General features: G+C 39.3%; 19 protein-coding genes and 2 riboswitches. Of the genes, 10 read left to right on the top strand and 9 right to left on the bottom strand.

Annotation, left to right across the window (positions count from 1 at the left end; genetic code table 11):
* Nucleotides 1-112 precede the first annotated feature (112 nt).
* Nucleotides 113-667 (top strand): helix-turn-helix domain-containing protein, encoded by a 555-nt coding sequence (locus tag NY607_RS10925; protein WP_131521549.1) that lies wholly within the window; start codon nt 113-115, stop codon nt 665-667.
* A gap of 42 nt (nt 668-709) precedes the next feature.
* On the opposite strand, the gene NY607_RS10920 is transcribed toward NY607_RS10925, so the two are convergent.
* A complete protein-coding gene (locus tag NY607_RS10920; RefSeq protein ID WP_048392333.1) occupies nt 710-1,873 on the bottom strand; it encodes an aminotransferase-like domain-containing protein in 1,164 nt (387 codons plus the stop codon).
* Between the two features lie 128 nt (nt 1,874-2,001).
* On the opposite strand from NY607_RS10920, the gene NY607_RS10915 reads away from it, so the two are divergent.
* The 3 genes from NY607_RS10915 to NY607_RS10905 are packed head-to-tail and all read left to right on the top strand — an operon-like array spanning nt 2,002 to nt 5,463.
* Complete coding sequence (locus tag NY607_RS10915) at nt 2,002-3,399, top strand: aminotransferase-like domain-containing protein (protein WP_004231269.1); 1,398 nt, start codon at nt 2,002-2,004, stop codon at nt 3,397-3,399.
* A 48-nt stretch (nt 3,400-3,447) separates the two neighbouring features.
* Nucleotides 3,448-4,686 (top strand): DNA polymerase IV, encoded by a 1,239-nt coding sequence (locus tag NY607_RS10910; RefSeq protein WP_259419674.1) that lies wholly within the window; start codon nt 3,448-3,450, stop codon nt 4,684-4,686.
* Between the two features lie 24 nt (nt 4,687-4,710).
* Nucleotides 4,711-5,463 carry an alpha/beta fold hydrolase gene (locus NY607_RS10905; protein WP_004231273.1) on the top strand — a complete coding sequence of 251 codons (753 nt, stop codon included), beginning with the start codon at nt 4,711-4,713 and terminating at the stop codon, nt 5,461-5,463.
* A gap of 47 nt (nt 5,464-5,510) precedes the next feature.
* Here the strand turns inward: NY607_RS10905 and NY607_RS10900 are convergent, their stop codons facing one another.
* The 3 genes from NY607_RS10900 to NY607_RS10890 are packed head-to-tail and all read right to left on the bottom strand — an operon-like array spanning nt 5,511 to nt 8,020.
* Complete coding sequence (locus tag NY607_RS10900) at nt 5,511-6,365, bottom strand: SDR family oxidoreductase (protein ID WP_259419673.1); 855 nt, start codon at nt 6,363-6,365, stop codon at nt 5,511-5,513.
* Complete coding sequence (locus NY607_RS10895; RefSeq protein WP_054549192.1) at nt 6,362-7,390, bottom strand: polysaccharide biosynthesis protein; 1,029 nt, start codon at nt 7,388-7,390, stop codon at nt 6,362-6,364. The genes NY607_RS10900 and NY607_RS10895 overlap by 4 nt, the downstream gene beginning before the upstream one ends.
* A 30-nt stretch (nt 7,391-7,420) precedes the next feature.
* Nucleotides 7,421-8,020, bottom strand: a complete 600-nt coding sequence (locus NY607_RS10890; protein ID WP_016993848.1) for a glycosyltransferase family 2 protein — start codon at nt 8,018-8,020, stop codon at nt 7,421-7,423.
* A gap of 256 nt (nt 8,021-8,276) precedes the next feature.
* On the opposite strand from NY607_RS10890, the gene NY607_RS10885 reads away from it, so the two are divergent.
* Both NY607_RS10885 and NY607_RS10880 read left to right on the top strand, forming a co-directional pair.
* A complete protein-coding gene (locus NY607_RS10885) occupies nt 8,277-9,365 on the top strand; it encodes a glycosyltransferase (RefSeq protein WP_259419672.1) in 1,089 nt (362 codons plus the stop codon).
* 118 nt (nt 9,366-9,483) lie between these two features.
* Nucleotides 9,484-9,924, top strand: coding sequence for a GNAT family N-acetyltransferase (locus tag NY607_RS10880; protein WP_048392339.1), 441 nt, complete (start codon nt 9,484-9,486; stop codon nt 9,922-9,924).
* Between the two features lie 97 nt (nt 9,925-10,021).
* Here NY607_RS10880 and NY607_RS10875 read toward each other — a convergent pair whose 3' ends face one another.
* The 5 genes from NY607_RS10875 to NY607_RS10855 all read right to left on the bottom strand — a co-directional run bounded on the left by NY607_RS10875 (nt 10,022) and on the right by NY607_RS10855 (nt 16,301).
* Entirely contained in the window at nt 10,022-13,519 is a 3,498-nt protein-coding gene (locus tag NY607_RS10875) for a S8 family serine peptidase (RefSeq protein WP_259419671.1), read from the bottom strand.
* A gap of 147 nt (nt 13,520-13,666) precedes the next feature.
* Nucleotides 13,667-14,503: an energy-coupling factor ABC transporter ATP-binding protein gene (locus tag NY607_RS10870; protein WP_259419670.1), complete on the bottom strand. Its 837-nt coding sequence runs from the start codon at nt 14,501-14,503 to the stop codon at nt 13,667-13,669.
* On the bottom strand, nt 14,500-15,273 hold the full coding sequence (gene cbiQ / locus NY607_RS10865; RefSeq protein WP_259419669.1) for a cobalt ECF transporter T component CbiQ: 774 nt from the start codon (nt 15,271-15,273) through the stop codon (nt 14,500-14,502). The genes NY607_RS10870 and cbiQ overlap by 4 nt, the downstream gene beginning before the upstream one ends.
* Nucleotides 15,274-15,278: 5 nt before the next feature.
* Nucleotides 15,279-15,551 (bottom strand): energy-coupling factor ABC transporter substrate-binding protein, encoded by a 273-nt coding sequence (locus NY607_RS10860; RefSeq protein ID WP_009370241.1) that lies wholly within the window; start codon nt 15,549-15,551, stop codon nt 15,279-15,281.
* A 3-nt stretch (nt 15,552-15,554) separates the two neighbouring features.
* Entirely contained in the window at nt 15,555-16,301 is a 747-nt protein-coding gene (locus tag NY607_RS10855) for an energy-coupling factor ABC transporter permease (protein WP_048392343.1), read from the bottom strand.
* Nucleotides 16,302-16,450: 149 nt separating this feature from the next.
* A riboswitch (cobalamin riboswitch) is annotated at nt 16,451-16,635 on the bottom strand.
* A gap of 250 nt (nt 16,636-16,885) precedes the next feature.
* Nucleotides 16,886-17,067, top strand: a riboswitch (cobalamin riboswitch).
* A 146-nt stretch (nt 17,068-17,213) separates the two neighbouring features.
* On the opposite strand from NY607_RS10855, the gene NY607_RS10850 reads away from it, so the two are divergent.
* Genes NY607_RS10850 through cobK form a run of 4 tightly spaced genes read left to right on the top strand, consistent with a single transcriptional unit; the run spans nt 17,214 to nt 20,968 of the window.
* Nucleotides 17,214-17,585, top strand: coding sequence for a (2Fe-2S) ferredoxin domain-containing protein (locus NY607_RS10850; protein ID WP_004231296.1), 372 nt, complete (start codon nt 17,214-17,216; stop codon nt 17,583-17,585).
* A gap of 4 nt (nt 17,586-17,589) precedes the next feature.
* A complete protein-coding gene (gene cobJ, locus NY607_RS10845) occupies nt 17,590-19,257 on the top strand; it encodes a precorrin-3B C(17)-methyltransferase (protein ID WP_054549198.1) in 1,668 nt (555 codons plus the stop codon).
* A 14-nt stretch (nt 19,258-19,271) separates the two neighbouring features.
* Nucleotides 19,272-20,210, top strand: coding sequence for a sirohydrochlorin chelatase (locus tag NY607_RS10840; protein WP_259419668.1), 939 nt, complete (start codon nt 19,272-19,274; stop codon nt 20,208-20,210).
* A complete protein-coding gene (cobK, locus tag NY607_RS10835) occupies nt 20,207-20,968 on the top strand; it encodes a precorrin-6A reductase (protein ID WP_054549200.1) in 762 nt (253 codons plus the stop codon). Before NY607_RS10840 ends, cobK begins: the two co-directional genes overlap by 4 nt.
* Nucleotides 20,969-20,973: the final 5 nt, after the last annotated feature.

Below are 20,973 nucleotides of genomic sequence, written 5' to 3'. Positions count from 1 at the left end.
ACAATCCCTTCTTTCAAGTTGTGTGATATAATGCACGAAATAGACTGTATAACGTTGGTCTTTTTATTATACAAAATGTACGTTATATTGTACATACAAGGAGGGCTTTTGGATGGAAGAAATTCATCTCGTCTTTGCGAGAAATTTAAAGGCAATTCGAGAAAGGGAGAAATTAAGCTTAGAGAAAGTTTCTCAGCTTAGTGGCGTGAGTAAAACGATGATTGGTCAAATTGAGAGGGGAGAATCCAGTCCAACTTTGACAACGATTTGGAAAATTGCAAATGGATTAAAGGTTTCGTTTACAGAGCTTATTCATCCTCCCCAACCTGAGACGGAGGTTATTCGCGGTAAAGAAATTCAAGTATTGAAGGAAGATCATGGCCGATATATGGTTTATCCTCATTTCCCCTATCAAAAGGATAGTCGTTTTGAAATATATACAATTGAAATCAAAGAAAATGGAACGTTAGATGCTGAGGCTCATCGAGAAGGAACGGAGGAGTATATAACCGTTTTTGATGGGGAATTAATCATCCATATACAGGGTCAGGATTATCGATTAACAAGTGGTGATGCCATACGATTGAAGGCTGACCGTCCACACACATACAGCAATCCAGGTAGTACAGTAACACGACTTAGTATGACTATTTACTATCCACATTAAAAAACGTATAAACGCTTTTCACAGCGTTTATACGTTTTCGTTTTATAAAATACTAGCTAAACGTTTAATTCCCTCACGGATGACTTCAGGTGTTGCATTTGTATAATTAAGACGCATTGTGTTCACATTCGTTTTTGATGTGTAGAATGGATCGCCAGGCACGAAGGCAACCTTTTGTTCCATCGCTTTATTGAATACATCAAGGGCCGGTGTACCGTCCTTCATGGTTGCCCAAATGAACATGCCACCCTCAGGTCGTGTATATTCAACATGGGCAGGGAAAAACTCCTGCATAGCATCAAGCATCGCATCCGACTGATTTTTATATAAAGCAATAATTTTCTTTACATGTTCGGTATAATCATTACTTGCTAAGTAATCGTAGATAACATATTGTGAAAAAATATTAGTATGAAGATCAGACGCTTGCTTCGCTGTTTCAATATGCTGCAAAAGCTCTTTGTTTTTTGTGATAATAAAGCCAAGACGCATGCCTGGTGTGACCGTTTTAGAGAAAGAACCTAGTAAAATACTATTTTCTAATTTACCAGCACCGATATATGGAAGTGGCTCCCCTTGGAAACGTAGCTCCCCGTATGGATCATCCTCAATTAAAGCAACATCATATTTTGCCACTATTTCGCAAATTTGCTCACGCTTTTCTTTCGAATATGTGAGTCCTGTTGGGTTTTGGAAGTTCGGCACCGTATAAATGAATTTTACATTTGGTTGTTGTAGAGCACGCTCTAACTCTTCTAAGTTAAGACCATCATTTTCTAGCGTAACACCATGGAAAGTGGGCTCTGTTAAAGTAAAGGCTTGGATAGCCCCTAGGTAACCTGGCTCTTCGATGATAATGCCATCGCCTTTATTGATAAGTACTTTACCAATTAGTTCAAGCGCTTGCTGTGAACCTGTAGTAATAAAGACATCGTCAGCATGTACATCAAGTCCATGGACACGTTGATATTTCGCGGCAATATATTCACGCAATGGTGCATAACCCTGTGTGGATGAATATTGGAATAATCGGCTGCCATTTACTGTAATAGCATGGTCTACGGATGCTCTCAATGCATCAATCGGGAAAGAAATTGGGTTTGGAAGCCCGCCTGCAAAGGAAATAACGTCCTCTGCATCTGTCACTTTTAAAATATTTCGAATAAATGAGGATGGTGTTTTTAAGATTCTTTCAGAATATTGCATAATTATCGGTCCTTTTTTTCTGATTTTTTAAAAATTATATCATTGTCATCGTGTGCATACAATATTATCATTGTATGCAAGACAATTAAACTATTGTATGCAAATTAAGAGAAAGAAGGGCCTAGTGAATGCCTATTAATTCATTTGACGAGTATCCAATGAGTTGGAAGCCGGATATTAGCAATATTTCTGCTCCGTTATATATAGCCATCGCACATCAGCTAGAACAAGATATTAAGGATGGAAAGCTAGTACCAGGCACAAAATTGCCACCCCAGCGTGAATTAGCTGATTTTTTAGATGTGAATTTGAGTACGATTACAAGAGCCTTTAAGCTTTGTGGCCAAAAAGGATTAATTTATGCCTCGATTGGCAGCGGTACATTCGTTTCAACAGATGCGGCTAGCAATAAAATGTTACTGCCAACCAACCATGCCACACCTATCATTGAAATGGGCTCGGTTTTACCAGATAATTTTGTTAATGATGATATTACACGCTTTATGAAGAAAATGATAAACGAACCTAGTTTTAGCATGCTATTTCAATATGGACGACCTGAGGGCAATGCATGGCAAAACGAAGCCGTGATGAAGCTACTCGAACTAGTAAATTTTCAAACAGACCAGCCTATTCTTCTAGGAGCAGGCGGACAAAATGCCATTGTGGGAACCCTTGCAGCTTTATTTCAGCCAGGCGACCGCATTGGTACAGATCCAATTACCTATGCAGGCATTAAAACAGCTGCAAATATGCTTGGTATCCAGCTTGTGGCTATCCAACAATGTCAGGGTGAAATGACAAAAGAAGGATTACTATATGCTTGTAAAAATGAGCATATCAAAGGAATCTATGTGATCCCTGATTTTCATAACCCAACGACTCATACGATGTCAGTAGAAACAAGAAAAATGATTGCAGACGTGGCAAGACAGAAGGATTTGCTTGTGATCGAGGATGCTATCTATAGCTTTCTCAAGGAGCAACCGCTTGCTCCGATTGCTTCTTATGCACCTGATAAGGTTATTTACATTGCTAGCCTATCTAAAACACTATCACCTGGTTTACGATTATCCTTCCTTGTGACACCGCCTGCGCTACGTAAAAAAATAATGGAGACGCTCTATAATATCAACATTTCTGTTTCTCCTATCATGCTGGAGCTTGCAGCACGATTAATCCATGAAGGTGTTGCCCAAACGATATTAGAAAAACACCGAGCATATGCCAAGCAGCAAAATGCGCTTGTCGATCAGTATTTAGGGGATTATCACATATTAGGGGATGAGGAATGTATTTTTAGGTGGCTCCAATTGCCTGACAAATTTACGGGTGTTCAATTTGAATTGTTAGCTTCGAAAGCTGGTGTACAAGTCTATGCAGCGGAACGCTTTGCCGTAGGGAATACAAAGCCTGTCAATGCCGTTCGTTTAGCCATTGCAGCGCCAGAATCTCAACTTGAGCAAGCGTTAATTATTTTAAAGGACCTCCTCGAAAGTAATGGTGATTATGCATTTGTTGATTAGAGGTTATGGGGCGTATAATAAGGCTAAGAAAGAAACGAGGTGATGAGCATGGCACATAAAGGGCGTGTTATTTTGCATGTGGATATGAACAGTTTCTATGCTTCTGTGGAGCAAGCACATGACCCAAGTTTAAAGGGGAAGCCTATCGCAATTGCAGGGAACCCAAAGGAACGGCGTGGCATTTTAGTAACTTGTTCATATGAAGCAAGAGCGCTAGGCATTTATACAACTATGACTGTTCATGAAGCGAAGCGTAAATGTCCTGAGCTATTGTTATTACCTCCAGATTTTCAAAAGTATCGTCATGCATCTAAAGAAATGTTCACCATTCTTCGAAGCTATACACCATTAGTAGAGCCTGTTTCGATTGATGAGGGCTACTTGGATGTGACTGAGCTAAGCAAGGAACGGCATGCCTTAAGTATTGCCCAGGAAATACAAGCGCGCATTTTAGCTGAGCTGGATTTACCTTGTTCCATCGGTATTGCACCGAATAAATTTTTAGCGAAAACAGCCTCTGATATGAAGAAACCAATGGGGATTACCGTACTACGAATACGGGATATTGAACAGCAATTATGGCATCGTGAGGTTGTCAACATGCATGGGATTGGAGAAAGTACTGCTAAAAAATTAAATGCACAAGGCATCTTTACAATAGGTGATTTAGCTAAGACAGAAGAATTTAAAATGAAGCAAATTTTAGGGAAGAATGGGGTACGGCTTCGAGCAAGGGCCAATGGGGTGGATCAGCGCATGGTCGATCCTGAGGCAATCTTTGATACGAAAAGCGTTGGGAATTCAACAACATTACCAGAAGATGTAACAGATGTTCGTACACTTCATAAAACAATCGAAGGTCTATGTAAAAAAGTGGTGGAGCGTCTTGATGCCAAGCGCTTAGCAGGTTCAACTGTGAGCATTCAAATTCGGGATGCTGATTGGCATAATCATACACGTTCGAAAACAATGTCCAATGTCCTGTATCGTTATGATGAAATTTACGACATTGCTTGTACTTTATTTGATAAGCATTGGGATGAATCTCCTGTAAGATTACTTGGTGTAACGGTTTCCAATGTGGTGGATCGTAAAGATTATTCACAGCAATTATCGATATTTGATTTTCAGGAGCATGCGAAAGATGAACCGATTCTCAAGCTTGTCGATGAAATTGAGGGACGGTTTGGCAAGGGGATTATAAAACGTGGTGTAGATTTAGGGAAACGTTCCTCCTATCAATCCCAAACAAGCTTTAGTAAAGATTTTTTAGATGACCATGAATGAGAAAGAATGAAAGTAGGTGTATCTATGCAATACAAGGAGTATGGGGATGCTAACAATCCTTTCATGATGTTTATTCATGGAGGGGGCGTTGGAGGGTGGATGTGGGATCAGCAAGTTCGCCATTTTTCCCATTATCACTGTGTTATACCTGAGCTAATGACACACAATCCATTTTCCATTGAACAAAGTGCGAAAGAGCTTCTTCTGCTTATTGAGAAAAAAGCCAATGGGAAGCCTGTTATAGTAATTGGTTTCTCTTTAGGAGCGCAAATCGCTATTCAAATGCTAAGTCTACAGCCTAGTTTAATCGATTTTACGATCATCAATAGTGCGCTCGTGATACCCTCTCCTACTGTAGAAAGGATGCTTCAACCGTTTATTCGGCTGTCATTTCCGCTTATAAAAAATAAAACATTTGCGAAACTTCAAGCAAAAGCCCTGTACATTCAAGAAGATTATTTTGAGCGTTACTATCAAGAGAGTGCCACGATGAAAGTAGATACATTGATTCAAATTTTGCGAGAAAATATGTCATTTTCCATCCCAGCTGACTTTAACAAAGCTCAAGGAAAGATCCTAATAACTGTGGGAGAAAAAGAGAAAAGCAACATGAGAAAATCCGCTAAAGCACTTGTGCAAAGTCATCCAAATAGCAAGGGTGTGTTATTGAAGAACATCGGTCACGGCGTCTCATTAGCCCAGCCTGCATTTTTTAATCGCTTTGTAGAGAATTGGATTAAGGATGGTCAATTACCTGAAGGGACAGTTATTCGGTAGGGGAACCCCATTACGAATCGTCATCCATAATGGAGTTGATGTATGGATCATTGAAAATAGTGAGGATATAAGTGTTTATGCTGCAATATCCATTCCTTCATCTCTATCATCATTTCTTCGTAGCTAGGGACAATAAATGAAAAGTCATTTCTTGTATTTATTAATGTTTTATTGATTTGAACAACGTGATGAGGAAGAATTTTTATACTGTTGTTCAGGAAGTGCTTATTAAATAGATGCAGTAGATCGTGTTTAGAAATATTTGTCGTATTGACGAGATGATAGAGTCCTGTTAAATCTTGTTGTGCAGCACGTTCAATGGCTTTAGCCAAAGTAAGTGTTGTCACTCCCGTCCAAACAGCACCCGAATAGCCATAGACGGGACTTTTTTGTTGCATAAACCAATTGAAGAGTCCGATGCCATCCTTTTTCAAATCAGGACCAATTATGGAATTACGAAATGTTATGTGCTTGTCGTTATTCACTTCCCCTATACCTTTTGTGCGGTCATAAAAGGTTTCCCCGTCTAGTACACTATTTTCATAGTAGGGAGCACTTTTGCCTGAAAATACGCAGTCGGTACTTAGATGAATAAGCTTTGTGTGACGATTTTCAAGGAGAGATACAATGGCATGCGGTAAATAGCTATTCAGTAAAACACTTTGGGCAGGATGAGCCTCACAAGCATTGTTTAAAACACCAATACAATTAATGACGACATCTACCTCATTGTCTAGTAGTAGCGACCTTAAAAAATGGGAGTCTGTCACATCACCTGTTCTATTATTGCCATAGGGAAAAGGGGTTCGAGAGTATGTTGTTACATCATGCCCTTGTTCACATAAATAGATGGCAATGGTATGACCAGCCATGCCTGTAGCACCGAGCACTAAAAATTTCATGGTTTTCCTCCTGTCCAATGAAGGAGCTCTTCTTGTATAAGAGGCAATGTTAATAGCTTTACTTTAATGTCAGCCACACTTAATTGTTGGGTATTGTTCGAGTTATATTCATCCGTTAATGTAATTTTTGGAGAGCCCTCATCGAGGTATTTTCCATAATTTAAATCCCGATTATCCGCGGGGATTCGATAGAAATGGCCCATATCAATAGCTTTTGCTGCTTCCTCCTTCGTACATAATACTTCATACATTTTTTCTCCGTGCCGTGTTCCGATAATTTGCATGGCGTTGTTTGCTTGAAAGATCTCAAGTAAAGCCTGTGCTAAATTTGCTATTGTGGCAGCAGGTGATTTTTGCACCATAATATCCCCGTTTTGAGCATGTGAGAATGCGTACAATACCAATTCTACCGCTTCCTCAAGGCTCATCATAAAACGTGTCATATGAGGGTCCGTAATCGTTAAAGGTTTCCCAGCCTTTATTTGTTCAATGAATAATGGGATAACCGAGCCTCGTGAAGCCATGACATTACCGTATCGAGTGCCACAAATTAGGGTATGGTGAGGGTCAACCATTCGTGACTTTGCAATAAACGTTTTTTCCATCATTGCCTTGGATATACCCATCGCATTGACAGGGTACGCGGCCTTATCTGTTGACAGGCAAATGATTTTCTTGACGCCAGCTTGAATGGCGGCTGTTAGTACGTGATCTGTTCCTAAAATATTGGTTTTCACAGCTTCTAAGGGAAAAAATTCGCAGGAGGGAACTTGCTTGAGAGCGGCGGCATGAAATACATAGTCAACATTATACATGGCATTGTGAATGCTTTGAATATCGCGGACATCCCCGATATAAAATTTAATTTTTGTATGCTGATAGTGTTTTCGCATATCATCTTGCTTTTTTTCATCCCTTGAAAAAATCCGAATTTCCTTGATATCCGTATTTAAGAATCGCTTTAATACGGCGTTCCCGAAAGAGCCCGTGCCTCCAGTAATCAATAATATTTTATCTGTAAACATTGTATAGTTCGTTACACCTCCTGCATGCTATTATTTCAATCCTCTTTGATGTAGGTCACATTCTGAGTTTTCCCTAGGGTAGTTGTACCAATAAGCAAATTCGTTAGTATATTTACTTGTCGGATTTTTATCCATCAGGGCGCAATTAAAATCCCAATCTCCTGCAATATCTTTGCGTATCGTAAATTTCGCATCTCCAATTAAACTTCTCCTGATAATCTTAAATTGCCCAGGTAAGGAATAGCGGTTGGATTCATCTTTAATAAAAGCAAAGCCATTTTTAATAATCATGTTGTAGTAGTAAATATCAAATGTGCCATCCACTTGTGCTAGTACATTGCGAATAGCAGGTAAATAGTGGTCATCACTATCGATGATGGCTATATAATCTCCTGTTGCTTCTGCAATGCAGCGATTGTAGGCAACACTCGCACCTAAATTCGTTGGGTGAACGATGATTTTTAAAGCTGCACAGTTTTTCTGATAATCCTGTAAAATGGCTAGCGTATTGTCTGTAGAGCCATCATCTACCACAATAATTTCATAGGCATATTCTTTAGGAATACTATCAAGCATCGTTACGATCCATTCTTCGCTATTAAATGCAGGTGATAAAAAACTAATCTTCATCTGATCCCTCCATTCTATGTTCATTAGTAGAGTTGTTCCATGTGACTGAGTAGATCCTTTAATACAATATGCGTAGACGTAGTGCTACTGTAGGCAATTGCTTATTTTAGGATGTTTTTAAGAGAGTGTTTTTAGATAGAATTTTTATGTTTACTAGAGATATGGCATAAGAAAGACGAAAATTTACTAACATAAGCACATTTAGCAAGAGAGGTCATAAACTAGCGAGAGCGCTTTTTTTAGAAAGAGGGATACGATGACAAAAAGAATAGCATTTATTTGTAGCGTGGAATCTTACAAACTTTCGGATGCCCATATTTTCAAAGATTTGTGTCTAGTGCCTATTTTATTGGGGGAACATTTAGGCTATGAGGTCACTATTGTCACGACAGAAATGAATGAAGCTCTACTTCAACAAGTCTTTCCCACTGTAAAATTTGAGTCTGTACCATTTGAAGATGATTATGTGGTGAATATGAATGCTTATTTAGCCCAGCATGCAAGGGACATCGACATTGCCTTTGCTATTGGACCCTATCCATCCTATTTAGCTATTTTGAAAACCTATAAGCATTTTAATCCAAATGGCAAAATTTATATGAAATTAGATGTCAATCGATTTTGGCTAAATCGATTAAAAACCTATCCCTATTTTTTAGAGTTGTTGCAGCTTTGTGATCTCCTTACCTCTGAATGCATATCTATTCAAACAGCAATCAAAGACTTTTCACAATTGGATGTGAAACATATACCCAATGGTTTTTATGAACATTTCCCCACAGAGCCAGTGCCGTTTCACGAGAAAGAAAATAGAATTCTAACAGTTGGGCGATTGGATGCACCAGAGAAGCAAACAATTTTGACAGTCAAGGCATTTTTAGCAGCACAACTGCCAGATTGGGAGCTTCGTTTAGTAGGGCCGATGTCAGTCTCATTTCAAGAAGAGCTGAGACTATTACTAGATAGTCATCCGTTTGCCGCTCAAGTAACGATGGTAGGACCTATTGTTGATAAGGTCCAGCTAGAAGAGGAGTATCGTAAGGCTAAAATTTTTTGCTTAACGTCTTTAGTCGAATGTTATGCCCATGTCTTTGCGGAGGCAGCTAAAAATGGTTGCTATATCGTGACAACAGATGTGGATGGTGCTGCTGATATTACACAACAACAGCGTTTTGGTACAATCCATCCTACACATGATTGGGAGGCGATAGGTCAGACATTGCAACAAGTTGCAGCACACGAATCATTATTGGCAGATACTTGTGTCCAGCTTCAAGCATTTGCCCGCAAGGAATTAAATTGGAGGCAGATCGTCAAGAAGGTTGCCAATTATTTAGGTGAATAAAAGTGAATCTTTTCTGGATTGAGAGGAGTATTCTTTTCTTTATACCAGTATTTCCTATATAATAAAAACTAGTTTTATAAAGCTAGACAATCATGGGTAGACACAAGGGGAGACTAGAATGGAAATACTACAAGCAACAATGGATGAACTAGAGGACTTAGCAAAACTGTTTGATGAATATCGTCAATTTTATGGAATTGAGTCAGATATAAGCAGTGCCAAGGCATTTTTACAATTACGATTGGCCTTGAAAGAATCCGTCATTTTTATCGCGCTGATGGATGACAAGATAATTGGATTTACACAATTATATCCAACATTTTCGTCCATTGCTTTACAGCGAGCCTATATTTTAAATGATATTTATGTAACAGAAGATGCTAGAGGCCTAGGGGTGGGCAAGGCATTGATGGAAAAGGTATTTCATTATTGCGAGCAACAGTATGCTCGCTATGTCACGTTACAAACGGCGGCTGATAATGTAAATGCACGTAAGCTTTATGAAAAGCTACAAATGAAGCAAGATGAATATTGTAATTATGTTAAATATTTTATGTAAGCCGAAGTGGTGAATCTCATCGTTGGATGAAAATGCTTCTTTCAGATCATAAATATCCCCTAGATCGTTTTGATCTAGGGAATATTTTTAATTCTAACTATTTTATTTCAAGCGTATAGGGTTGTGTGCTAGCTTTGCCATCAAACTCACTTACTTCAATATAGTATTTGCCTGCATCAAGCTCCACCGTACCAACCTCGGCATCACCAACACCATAAAGATCGAATGTTTTGACGGTTTTTCCGTTTGCATCTAACACTCGAATAACACCATCCAACGCTTTTTCTGTTTGGAGTGAGAAGAAGACTTCGCGTTTCTGGTCGTTATTCCATTCAAAATAGTCTTTATCACCAAATGGTATACCTGCATTTAAATATTGCGTTGCAACCCATTTCTCATCCTTTTTCACAAGAACAGATGGCTTGCTAGGTACACCATTTACTAATTTTGAATCCGCATCTTCATCCACATGCTTATGATCAAACAATGTTAATGTATAAGGCTGAATCGATACTTGGCCAAGCCCCATGCTGTTGACTAGAATAAAATAGCCTCGATCCTTCTTTGCCTTAAACGATGTATTTACATCGTTTGTACCCATCATTCCAAGTAACATTTCAAGAATATTATCACCTAAGCCAAATGGAATTTCTGTCTCCATTTCTTTGGCATCAATCTTCATATTGCCGTTCGTATCTTCGATAATAGCTCCTGCAAATTTCAAGTCTTTTTGCAGTTCTTTAGGTAGCTGAGCCAATTGTTCATTAGTAAAAGGAACTGAAGAAAGAAGCAGACTCATGACCTCATCATTGCCTTGTTGCTTATAGTAGTAATAATCTACATCATCTTGATAAATCAGATGGTCTCTATAAGTAGTACCTGGTTGAATTTTTAGCGCTTTTGCTTCCTCATGATTTTTTGGATTGTACTCTGCTGGAATATCGCCTATTTTCTTTGTTTTCAATGTATAAGGTTCAGCAGACCTTTCGCCAGCATTGACAACGGCTACCACGTATGTTTTGTCCTTTTTCAATGGTATGACCTTTGCATCGTCTTCGTTACCAGCTGAACCAAGTAGTAGTGCCAGTATACCAAGGTCATTAGTTAAGGAAGAAACGGGAATTAATTCTTTTGTTTCTTCATCATATTCAAACACTGTACCTGTCGGCATTTGGTTCATGCCTTTCAAAAAGCTGAAGCTATAAAGGGCGTCTTCCTTCGCTTTAAATAAGAAATAATCCTCATCATAATCTGTTTGGAAATAAGCTTTTTGATCGTCACCTATTTCAAAGCGGATTGCCTGCTTAATGATAGGGTCAACATTTTCTAGGTTGCCTGAAGCCGTAGGATTCAATAACATACTCATCAGGCTGTCAATTTCATTACGTTTTTTTATGTTGTTTTCTATAAGCGGTAATTGGCTCTCTGGAACATTTTCTTCGATCATGGCTTCATCTACAGGTAGACCATCCTCATCAGGTGGGAGGGAAACTACTTCACCTTTTAATGTGTAAGGAATCATCGATTCACTGATTGTTTCTTCTTTTTCGATGCCGCCACTAAAGAACATCTCCATAGAAAACTCGCTATTACTTTCATTAGATACACTTAAAACGTACTCTTGATCTGGAACAGCGTCGATAATCATACGAACCGGTTCACCTTTTGCTGTACCATAAGCGGTCTGCATTGGATAGGCTTCTTCTTCACCTTCATCATTTTCAGCTTGATCGATTTCTTCTGGTGGCACAGGATTAAAGTCATCTTTTAGATAAAGCTCCATAGAGGCAGTGACACCAGGAATTCCCGATAGATCAAATTGTAACGTCGTCGGTTTTTTGACAGAGAACGTGAAGTAATCTTGATCTTGTTGTTGATCTTTTGACAGTAATGTATAGTTTTTACCTGCTGTACTATATGGGAACTTTTTAATAGGCTCCATCGTAGACTTGTCTATTGTATCAATTGGCAAGTCCTTCGTCGTTTGTGCTGTAAAAATGTAAGTAGATTTGCCTTTTAAACTATAGCTTCCATTATGATCTTTGACACCAATAACAAGCGTTCCCTTTTGATCTGCTTTAAATAGATAACCTTCTTTTTTTCCTACGCGAACATCATTGACATGGATAGGCTCTACATCTCCAATCCCGCTATTTGGGTAGAAATATAAATCAAAGGCATAGTCGTATTTGTCAGCGCCTTTTAATGTTAATTGAGCATATTCATTTTCTTCTAAATCGACTTTATACCATTTCTTTTCGTCTTGCTGTTCAAAAGCACCCTGTTCTGTATTTAGCTTATTTTTAGCAAGGATCTTGGCGTTCTTAATACGATCTTCCTTTGTCTCTGAATAATGCTTAGGCAATTTATTTAAATCAAATTGTAATGCTTTTACAGGATCAACTAATCCGTGACCATAAGTAAGATCATAGCCTTTCTCGCCCAAATCTTGTGCGGTCATTTCTAAAATCGCTTCTATTTGATGCGGTTTTAAAGATGGGTCTTTGGATTTAAGAAGAGAGGCGATACCTGCCACGACAGGAGAGGCCATGGATGTTCCACTAAACTTGACAAAAGATGATCCTTTCTTCGCATCATGAACGGTACTATAAATGTCTTCACCTGGTGCAACAATATCCACAGACGGGCCGTAATTGGAGTAGCTTGATAGTTTGTTGCGTTCGTTTGTTGAACCAACACTAATGACACCTTCGAAAGAAGCGGGGAAGGAATATTCATCTGTCGATTCATTTCCTGCGGCCGCCACAATTGTAATCCCACTATCAATCGCCTTCTGAACGGCTTCCTTCATCAGGGGAGATTCACCATAGCCTCCTAGACTCATATTAATGACGTCAACGCCCTGCTCAATTGCATAAAGTATACCCTGTGCAATGATGAAATCATTAGCACCTTCTTTGCCGTTAAATACATCAATTGGCAGTAACTTTGCATTCGGATTAATCCCATGCCCACCTACGCCATTATCTTTTGCTGCGGCGATAATACCTGCCACATGTGTTCCGTGATCGCCTGAATAGGTAGTATTAGCAGGTGCTGCTGCATTATAGGGTGGGAGTACTTGTGACTTTAGATCGGGGTGTTTAAAATCTACACCAGAATCAATGACAGCAACTGTGACATCATGGTTGCCTGCTAATTCTAGTGCCTTATCCATTTGCAGTAAGTTTAAATGATACATCTCTTGTTTTTTAGGATCAGCTTCTTTATTAAAAGAATGATAGATGTAACTAGGAGATACACTTGATATTCCGTTTTGCTTTAAATAGTAAGAGACGGCTTTTTCGATCGATACGCCTTTATTTAGTTGTACAACATCATACCCTAATGAAGGAATGGAGCGGATGACCTTGGAGCCAATTTTTTTATGTACGTTTTTATCAAGACCTGAATGCTTGATAACAATTGTATCCTTACTCATCCATTTTTCTTCATTCTTCTCTGTTTGTTTCGCACTGTTTGCCAGCATGTTTTTCGCTTTATGCTGAGGTGCCTCAGCAAAGGCAGAAGCAGCAGGAACCATGAGTGCAGCAGATGCTACAACAGCGACTGATTTTTTATACCAACTTTTCAATTGTTATCTCTCCTTGGTGTTATAAATTAAATCTCGACTATATTAATACGGACAAAGATTAGAAAAGTTTCGTAATGGAGGAAAATTTTTCTTTGCTATTTTAATTTTTGGTAGGTATAACGAAAAAACCTAGCATTATTAAAAGCTTTAGATCTGTTCTATTAATTGTTGTAGCTCCTGCTTGGAACGAGGGATGTTGATATTTTCCTGCAATAGCTTCTTTTTTTGCAAAGCTATGACCATTTCAAAAATCCATGGACGTTCAAGATGCGCGCGATGTAACAATTCGTCTTCATAAAACAAGGTGATTGGATCACCGTTATAAATAATTTTTCCAGCCTCCATAACAATGATTAGATCGGCCCATTCATAGGCGAGAGGTATGTCATGGGTTGCTAGTAAAATGGTTCTCTCACCATCATCTAAATTGGCTAAGTATTGTAATACGTGTGTAGCATAATAATTATCAAGACCTGCTGTTGGTTCATCTAACAAAAGGACAGAGGGCTCCATCGCTAAAACACCTGCCATTGCTACACGTTTTTTCTGACCTACGCTTAAAAAATGAATGGGTTTATCAAGCAAATCTTCCACTTCGGTTTGCGCAACGGCCCATGCTATTTTTTCTTCCGTTTTTTCAGTAGACCAGCCGAGATTCAATGGGCCAAATGCTATATCTTGCTTGACGGTCCCTGAAAAAAGCTGATGATCTGCATTCTGAAAAACAATGCCGACTTTTTGGCGTAGGGCCTTTAAAGCTTTTCGACTATATTCCAGATCGTTGCCTTCGAATACAATCGTTCCAGCTGTAGGTTTTAAAATACCGTTAAGATGCTGAAATAAAGTCGATTTTCCTGCGCCATTATGTCCGAGTATGGCGATTTTTTTACCTTTTGGAATGTCTAATGTAATATCTGACAACGCCTTCGTACCATCCGCATAGGCATAAGATAATTGGTTGAGTTCAAAATAAAATGCTGTCATGTAAAATACCCTCCATATACGATGAGGACTAGTAAAATAGCTGCCATGCCTAGCCAATTTTTCTTGCTATAAGAGCCCATCTCTTGCCAGTAGACTGCATCGCCTCCACGTGATTGCATGGCATTGTTGAGCTCTCGGCTACGCTGAAACATTTCCACAAATAATGCCACAATAAGCATGGAGACAGAGCGTAGCCATTGCATCGGTGAATGATAGCCAAGACGTGCTTGCTGGGCGAGATGTATATTTTGCATACTTTCTAAAAACATAAAAATAAAACGATAGGTTAGTTCGACGAGCTCCACTAATAAAGAGGGGAGTCGCCATTGTCGTAGCACATAACATATTCCTTGTACGGAAGTGGTTAGAATTAAAAAGTATAAACAACTAACGCTGCCAAGGACAATAAAGAACAGCTGTTGCGCTGCTAACACACTTGCATTCCCGATAAAGACAGTCCAATTCCTAAATGTAAACGACCAAATATGGGCAGGGAGTGTATTCGTTGATGATGTAAAGGAAAGTAAAATAGAGACGAGACTTGTTAATAAGAAAAAGCTAGGTAGCAATAATAATTTGCCGTAGTATGCAAGCGGAATTTTTGCACCTAAAATGATAAAAGCACTCATTACAAAAAATGTAATGAGTGAAAGTCGTTCATCTCTCATGATGAGCGTTATGAGAAGTAGTCCAAGTGAAAATATCATTTTTTCTAGCGGATGAACGGACGCTAGCTTATTCAGATAGGCATACTTATCAATGAGTAACATAATGGTTAACCTTCTTTGTGTTTGCCACGCATATAGCCGATGAAGTAGCCAATAAAGCCAGCTCCTATAGCTGCCTGTAGCACGAATAATAAGCTTTCGATTTCACCACTTGGTGGCTCCCATAGACTTTCAAACCATGGTTCATATTCCGCATTGATTTCACCAATAGCTGCTTCTGCTTCTCCATCAGCACCACCAAATTCAGCACCTTTTTGTATGAATAAGGGAATGATGGCTAACAACACAACAATTGCTAATAACAATAAATTTTTTTTCATTTGTTAATGTGCCTCCTTTGTTGAGAAAACACGTAACGTTTTTAATTCGCTAACATTGTATTTTTTCAAGAAATTCATCACAATGACCGTTAAAATTCCTTCACTCACTGCTAAAGGAATTTGAGTTAAGGCAAAAATACCTGCAAACTTTGTAAAGGATGCCATAAAGCCTCCAACCTCTGAAGGAAAGGCTAGTGCTAGTTGTACAGAAGTCACAATGTAGGTACCTAAATCACCAAGCATAGCTGCAAAGAATATGGCTAGTGAAAATGACAACCCTACTTTTTGAGCCCCTTTAAAGACAAAGTAAGCAATAAAAGGACCAACAATAGCCATAGAAAAGGCATTAGCCCCTAAAGTTGTAATTCCTCCATGAGCTAATAATAAAGATTGAAATAATAAAACGATTGTTCCAATTACACTCATTGCTAGAGGGCCAAAGAGTACTGTCCCAAGTCCTACACCAGTTGGGTGAGAGCAACTACCTGTAACTGAAGGGATTTTTAGGGCGGATAGCACAAAGGCAAAGGCTCCTGAAAGCCCCAAAAGCATTTTTGTTTCAGGATTTTCATCAATGGTTTTTCGAATAGAACGCAATCCTAGAATGATAAATGGGATAGAGATCACCCACCAAAAAATAGCCCATTCGATTGGTAAAAAACCTTCCATGATATGCATGGCAAAGGCACGTTTTGGCACGATTAAAAAGGCCAGTAAAAAATAACTAAGTTTCCACCATGATAATTTCAAAAAGCTTTCCTCCTAACTAATTAATAGATTTTTAGAATATTGCGTGCGTAATTAAAAAAAGCACTTCTCCTTAGGTGGAAAAGTGCATAGCTAAAAAAGCAAATAACAGTCTCATCTGCTAAGCCGCACACCTATCCTCGTAGGTTGAAACGATCACTTATTTTTCGGCAGGTCTCCTGGCTCTAGTTCAATGCTTTATAGGTCTTCCCATCCGTTGGACAGTGACATATTCTATAAAGCTCCCTATTACAGTGGCGGGACCGCGCCGGGCTCAAACCGGCTTCCCTTTTAAGCAAAATGACAAGCACTTTGCACCGAAAAACATTCAAATTGTGAGATTTCACGACAAAGTGTAACATGAATTTCCATAAATATGCTATACCTTTTATGAAATTTTTTAAATTAAAGGTCACAGTGAATATTCTGATAAAATTTTGTGCGCAAATTATATAGATTGTATAAATTTCATACCTAGTTCCATTCAAAATTGATAAATTTGTCATAAATTTTTAAAGAAATATTGAAATTTTAAAATAATAAGATATGATAAAGACAGTTTTCTATTTAAAATTCTAATAAAAATTTCATATAAAACGTCAATAAGTGCTCGAATAGCTCGAGATAATAGGGAAATTGGTGAAAATCCAATACAGCCCCCGCTACTGTAATAGCTGATGAAATCGCAAAGCCACTGGTACAAACTTGGGAAGGTGCGACAGTAAAATGAAGCTTAAGTCAGGAAACCTGCTTATTTGATTGTGCATGCAAACTTTTCGGAGGGAGAAGTTGAAGCGAAAGCGGGTACCTGTATTTCATTCTATTCGTTTTTATTTGGCTTCTACAAAACCTTTACTCTTCGTTATAGAGTAAAGGTTTTTCTTTTTCCAAAAAGCAAATGAGGGGAGACAGAAGATGACAACTTGGAATTTAGAGGGGATGAAAACACATCTCTTTATTTGCAATGGCAGTAGCTGCATGAAAAAGGATGGGGAGGAAATTACCTTAGCCATTCGAGATGAGATACAACGGCAAGCACTCGATCAGGAAATACATACGACAAGAACGCGCTGTAATGGACGCTGCAAGGATGCTTGTGTGGTAATCGCTTATCCTCAAGGAAACTGGTATCGTGTGCCATCAACAGAGCATGCTAGAACACTAGTACAAGATTTACATCATGAATCCTTATACAACGAACATGTCTTTACACTTCGTGAAGGTACATTACAGCGTACTGCTCAAACAACTGCCATTAAAGGGATCGAAAAGGTGAAAGAGGGGTAACAACATGGCGCAAAAAGGAAAAATTTTCGTAGTAGGCTTTGGACCTGGAGATTTTAAGCATATTACGACACGTGCAGTAGAGGCTTTACAACAAAGTGATATGATTATAGGCTATAAAACCTATGTAGAGCTGATTCAAGATTTAGTAAGTGCAAAATCGATTGTTAGTACAGGCATGACAGAAGAAGTGTCGCGTGCACAGGAAGCCGTTCGTCAAGCCGAAGCAGGGAGCATCGTCTCAGTAATTTCGAGTGGTGATGCAGGCGTCTATGGCATGGCAGGATTAGTCTATGAGGTGTTAATTGAGCTAGGCTGGACAGAAGCAACAGGAATTGAAGTTGAAATTGTTCCTGGGATTTCTGCGATTAATTCATGCGCTAGCATACTTGGTGCACCTATTATGCATGATGCTTGTACAATCAGTTTGAGTGACCATCTAACACCTTGGAATTTAATTGCAAAGCGTGTCGAGGCAGCTGCAATGGCGGACTTTGTCATTGCTTTATACAATCCTAAAAGTGGACGTCGAACAAGACAAATTGTCGAGGCTCAACGAATACTCTTAGAATATCGTTCGCCAGACACACCAGTTGGGCTTGTGAAAAGTGCCTATCGAGAACGTCAAGAAGTGACCATGACAACACTAGCAGAAATGCTAGAACATGATATTGGTATGTTGACAACTGTCATTATCGGGAATTCGTCAACATTTTTCTATGACAATAAGATGATTACGCCCCGCGGTTACCAACGTAAATATACCCTGGGTGAAGAGAAACAGCCATTACGTCCACATCAACGTTTACGCGAAGAAAATGAACCTTGGGCAATGAACCAAGAGACGGGAACAGCGCGAAATGACTTTACGGCTGACCCTAATGCAGGGCGCTTTAATAAACCCAGTATAGCCGCTACGCCAAAGCCGAAAAAAACAGCTCTTGAAATGGCTACAGCGGCACTTGCAATGGTAAAAGGGACAAGCGCAGTCAAAGTAACACCGAAGCTTGTACAGCAAAAAATAGAATCTATTTTTGAATTAGCAGTAAGTCCTGGTGTAGCCAATAAGTTTTTTACTCCCCAGCAAATGATGATGTTAGCGGAGGTCGTTGGGGATGAGGGGACGATGGAATACACACCAGATCATCAAATTCATTTGAAAATACCAACGACTGCCCCTGAACAGATCACAGAGAAATTACAGGAAGTAGGGTTTTTATTATCCCCGATTGGTGATGTGTTATCACTGAAGGCTTGTGATTTTTGCTACGGTGAAAAGGCTGATTCAATACCATATGCAGAGGAAATACAAGAAAAACTAGGCGGTATGTCCTTACCGAAGACATTAAATATTGGCTTTAATGGCTGTGGGATGGCCTGTTATCGGGCTGTATTTGATGATATTGGCATCGTCTACCGCAAAAGTAAATTTGATGTCTTTATTGGAGCAAAACCAGTCGGTCGTACAGCACACGCAGCACAGCCTGTTGTAGAAGGGCTGGAGCCTGAGCAGCTGATTCCACTCATTACAGATATTATTGAAGAATATAAAGCAAATGCTCATCCAAATGAACGCTTATTTAAATATTTTAAACGTGTGAAAAAAATACTGCATTTTACGTATCAAGATATGTCTTCCAAAATAAAAGTAGAGCCAGCTCCGTGCGGCGACTAGTAAGGAGTAGAGAGATGAAAGCTATTTTATTTGTCGGCCATGGGAGCCGTTTAGCAGCAGGAAATGATGAGGTTCGTACATTTATCGAACAAATGACACCGCGTATTGATGAACAATTTTTAGTGGAAACTTGTTTCCTTGAATTTGCTTCACCTAACATCGAAGAAGGTATTACAAACTGTGTGAAAAAGGGAGCTACAGAGGTACATGTAATTCCAATCATTTTACTGCATGCAGGCCATTCAAAACTGCATATTCCAGCGGAAATAGAGCATGCGCGTGAGCATTATCCAACAATTACCTTCACATATGGTCAAACAATTGGTATCCATGATGAAATCTTTGCCATTTTACAAGATCGCCTAGCTGAAATTGGCTTTAATTCAGAACAAGAGCAGGAAGACACAGCGATTTTATTGATTGCACGAGGTGGCAGTGATCCATCTGCTAATGGTGATTTTTATAAAATCACGCGACTTTTATGGGAAAAACTACCTGTGAAATACGTAGAAAGTGCTTTTATGGGTGTCACAGATCCACGAGTTGAAGAAGGAATTGAACGTTGTGTCAAACTAGGTGCAAAAAAAATCATCATGTTACCATACTTTTTATTCACAGGCATTTTGATGGAACGCATGCATGGCATGTGTGAGAAGTTTAATGAACTTTATCCAGATTGTGATATTCAAATTGCTAACTATTTTGGCTACCATGAACGGTTACAAAATGTTTTATTAGAGCGTATTGAACAGGCAATCAACGGTACATCAACAGGTATGCAAGATCTAGAAGATTATCGCGCCTATGCGGCAGTACATGGACATGCACATCACCATCACCATCATGATCACGATCATGGACATGCGCATCATCATCATCACGACCATCACCATCATGACCATCATGACCATCACCATCATGACCATCATCATGAAGAGGAGCCGGTAAAATGATTTTCATGTTAGCAGGGACAAGTGATGCAAGGGATCTAGCCCTTGCATTACAAAGCGCAGGTTATGCGGTAACCGCTACGGTCGTCACTGAATCGGCAGCCTCTAGTCTTGCTGACGTTGGCCTGCCACATTTAATCGGTAGACTGACAGCTGAGGAAATGGCGACCATCATGACAGAGCAGGGCTATCAATTGGTGGTAGATGCTTCTCATCCATTTGCGGAGGAAGCCTCTAAAAATGCGATGGCAGCGGCAGAGCAGGCAAAGATTCCTTATATTCGCTATGAAAGAGCTCATGAACATTATGCCCATCCTTTGATTACTGTTGTAAAGGATTATGAGGAGGCAGCTCAGCTAGCTGCAGAAAAACGCGGTGTCATTATGCTAACGACAGGTAGTAAAACACTCGCTACATTTACAAAGGTTTTACAGGGCTTAGAAAACACAAGAGTAATCGCTCGTATGCTTCCACGACTAGATAATATGGAAAAATGTGAGGCACTTGGCGTGGCGCAGCGAGATATTGTGGCTATTCAAGGTCCGTTTTCAAAGGAATTAAATGAAGCTCTATTTCGTCAATACGGAGTGACGTTGATGATTACCAAAGAAAGCGGTAAAGTGGGCTCAGTTGATGAGAAGCTAGAGGCAGCTCTCGCATGCCAGATTGAAACGATTCTTATTGCACGACCAAATATACAGTACGGCCAACAATATTCAACATTTGAAGAAGTATTACAGGCTGTTGAACATACAATTTAGGAGGC

Source organism: Lysinibacillus sp. A4, assembly GCF_024919535.1.
In the GTDB taxonomy this organism is placed as follows: domain Bacteria; phylum Bacillota; class Bacilli; order Bacillales_A; family Planococcaceae; genus Lysinibacillus; species Lysinibacillus capsici.
Note: the sequence above shows the minus strand (reverse complement) of the source record. Positions and strands in the feature narration are given on the sequence as shown.

Coding starts and splice junctions, on each gene's coding strand:
- NY607_RS10925 (WP_131521549.1), top strand. CDS start 113: ATGGAAGAAATTCATCTCGTCTTTGCGAGAAATTTAAAGGCAATTCGA.
- NY607_RS10920 (WP_048392333.1), bottom strand. CDS start 1,873: ATGCAATATTCTGAAAGAATCTTAAAAACACCATCCTCATTTATTCGA.
- NY607_RS10915 (WP_004231269.1), top strand. CDS start 2,002: ATGCCTATTAATTCATTTGACGAGTATCCAATGAGTTGGAAGCCGGAT.
- NY607_RS10910 (WP_259419674.1), top strand. CDS start 3,448: ATGGCACATAAAGGGCGTGTTATTTTGCATGTGGATATGAACAGTTTC.
- NY607_RS10905 (WP_004231273.1), top strand. CDS start 4,711: ATGCAATACAAGGAGTATGGGGATGCTAACAATCCTTTCATGATGTTT.
- NY607_RS10900 (WP_259419673.1), bottom strand. CDS start 6,365: ATGAAATTTTTAGTGCTCGGTGCTACAGGCATGGCTGGTCATACCATT.
- NY607_RS10895 (WP_054549192.1), bottom strand. CDS start 7,390: ATGTTTACAGATAAAATATTATTGATTACTGGAGGCACGGGCTCTTTC.
- NY607_RS10890 (WP_016993848.1), bottom strand. CDS start 8,020: ATGAAGATTAGTTTTTTATCACCTGCATTTAATAGCGAAGAATGGATC.
- NY607_RS10885 (WP_259419672.1), top strand. CDS start 8,277: ATGACAAAAAGAATAGCATTTATTTGTAGCGTGGAATCTTACAAACTT.
- NY607_RS10880 (WP_048392339.1), top strand. CDS start 9,484: ATGGAAATACTACAAGCAACAATGGATGAACTAGAGGACTTAGCAAAA.
- NY607_RS10870 (WP_259419670.1), bottom strand. CDS start 14,503: ATGACAGCATTTTATTTTGAACTCAACCAATTATCTTATGCCTATGCG.
- cbiQ (WP_259419669.1), bottom strand. CDS start 15,273: ATGTTACTCATTGATAAGTATGCCTATCTGAATAAGCTAGCGTCCGTT.
- NY607_RS10860 (WP_009370241.1), bottom strand. CDS start 15,551: ATGAAAAAAAATTTATTGTTATTAGCAATTGTTGTGTTGTTAGCCATC.
- NY607_RS10850 (WP_004231296.1), top strand. CDS start 17,214: ATGACAACTTGGAATTTAGAGGGGATGAAAACACATCTCTTTATTTGC.
- cobJ (WP_054549198.1), top strand. CDS start 17,590: ATGGCGCAAAAAGGAAAAATTTTCGTAGTAGGCTTTGGACCTGGAGAT.
- NY607_RS10840 (WP_259419668.1), top strand. CDS start 19,272: ATGAAAGCTATTTTATTTGTCGGCCATGGGAGCCGTTTAGCAGCAGGA.
- cobK (WP_054549200.1), top strand. CDS start 20,207: ATGATTTTCATGTTAGCAGGGACAAGTGATGCAAGGGATCTAGCCCTT.